Here is a 2,108-nt window from a genome sequence, read left to right on the forward strand (position 1 = left end):
GTAGCAACTCAATATAATTTAATGATTGACCCAGTTAATCCACAAAATATGTATTTCTGTAGCATTTATAATGCAATTTCTGAAGTAGGTGGTGGTAAAGGTCAAGAATTAACCAAAGGTGGTTACGGGTTTTACCGTTCATTCGACGGAGGCTATACTTGGGAATTGAGTAATACTGGTTTTCATGAAGGATTTAGTCTTAATAGATTTGCTATGAGTCCTGAAAATCCAGAAGTGTTTTATGCTGCAGCAAACGATAACAAAGGTGGTTTGTATAAGTCTACCAATAAAGGAAGTGGTTGGTCTAAAATGGATCTTCCATCTGAAATCAAAGCTGTAAATAATGTTTTTATCGATAGAAACACTAAGAAGATGTACATCGCTACCGGAAGAAAAGGCGGAACTTATGAAGAAGGTGGTGCTTGGTGTAGCGATAATAACGGAAAGTCTTGGAAACAAATTTTTAAAGCTCCTTTTGTATGGCAAGTAGAAACATCACCAGTAAATTCAGATTTAATTGTTGTAAATGCAGCAGGACAAGGACCAACCAAAGCTAGTGAGTTCTTGAATCCAGGAATTTACCTTTCTCAAAATAACGGGAAATCTTGGGACAAAATAAATAAAGGTTTAGGTCAACCAGATAAAATGGTCGATGTAAAACCAGACCCATACAACAAAGATGTGTTGTGGTGCGCTGGATGGGGATCAGGTTGGTTTATTGCCTATTTGAACGGAACCAAAGAGGGTTGGTTGAAAAAATAATTCAGGATTGACTTCAGATTAGATTTTTCTAATCTGGAGATTGTCATTGAATAATTTCAAATAATAAAGTCCGTTAAGTAAGTCAGTATGTTGAGGATCATTTAATAGTAACAATACCATTTATGAAAAAGATAAATAAAAAATTCGACTATTCGTTCTCGTTTTTCAATTGCATGTAAATGCCCAATATACAGGTGGAAACGGAACTGAAAATGATCTTTACCAATTAAAAAATGCGACAGATTTAGGACCGCTTACGCAAACGCAAAGCCATTGGAATACTATAGATCAAGTTGATGAATGACATTGATATGACGAATGATAAACGAATAAAGCATAATTACATAAGAATAATCAATGAATTATAACCAAAAATATATCTACCAAGGATTGACTGCTTTCTTTTTAGCAACTCTTACATCGTTCGCTCAAAGAGTAGATTTTTCTTTCCAAAACAACAATTTGTCAATTGAGAAGAGAGCCGAAATTTTGGTGTCACAAATGACAACCGAAGAAAAAATTAACCAGTTAAAAAACGGTGCAGCTGCAATTCCGCGTTTGAAAGTGCCCGATTATGATTGGTGGAACGAAGCACTTCACGGAATTGGTAGAAACGGAAAGGCAACTATTTTTCCGCAAGCTATTGCGTTGGGAGCTACTTTTGATCCTCAATTGGCAGAAAGAGTTGCATCAGCAATTTCGACAGAAGCACGTGCTAAATATAGTATTTCTCAAAAAAATGGCAATCACAGTAAATACTCTGGATTGACTTTTTGGACGCCCAATATCAATATTTTTAGAGATCCAAGATGGGGTCGTGGTCAAGAAACCTATGGTGAAGATCCGTTTTTAACGGCTCGAATTGGAGTTGCTTTTGTAAAAGGATTGCAAGGAAACGATCCGAAATATTTGAAAACTGCCGCCTGTGCCAAACATTTTGCTGTGCATTCTGGTCCAGAAAGTATTCGACACGAATTCAATGCAGCACCTTCAAAACAAGATTTATACGAAACCTATTTACCCGCTTTTGAATCGTTGGTCAAAGAGGCAAAAGTAGAAGGAGTAATGGCAGCATACAACGCCGTGTACGGAAAGCCCGCTTGTGCAAGTGATTTTTTATTGAAAGAAACCTTAAGAGATAAATGGAAATTCGATGGTTATGTAACGTCAGATTGTGGTGCTGTTAGTGGTGTTTCGGGCAAATTAAAATATGTAAAAACGGCGGCAGAAGCGGCAGCTGTTTCTTTAAAAGCAGGAACCAATTTGGAATGTGGTACAACCTACGATCAATTGAAAAAAGCGATTCAAGAAGGTTTTATCACAGAAAAAATCATTCATGAAAGAAC

The 2,108-nt window shown here is 36.7% G+C and carries 3 protein-coding genes; all 3 read left to right on the plus strand.

What is annotated here, in order from left to right:
• A partial coding sequence (locus WBQ70_RS12755; protein WP_423914868.1) for a WD40/YVTN/BNR-like repeat-containing protein occupies positions 1 to 762 on the plus strand: 762 nt, incomplete at its 5' end.
• Between the two features lie 169 nt (positions 763 to 931).
• Positions 932 to 1,066, plus strand: coding sequence for a hypothetical protein (locus WBQ70_RS12760; protein ID WP_423914870.1), 135 nt, complete (start codon positions 932 to 934; stop codon positions 1,064 to 1,066).
• A 53-nt stretch (positions 1,067 to 1,119) separates the two neighbouring features.
• A partial coding sequence (locus WBQ70_RS12765; RefSeq protein ID WP_423914872.1) for a glycoside hydrolase family 3 protein occupies positions 1,120 to 2,108 on the plus strand: 989 nt, incomplete at its 3' end.

The organism is Flavobacterium sp., assembly GCF_049590715.1.
Classification (GTDB): domain Bacteria; phylum Bacteroidota; class Bacteroidia; order Flavobacteriales; family Flavobacteriaceae; genus Flavobacterium.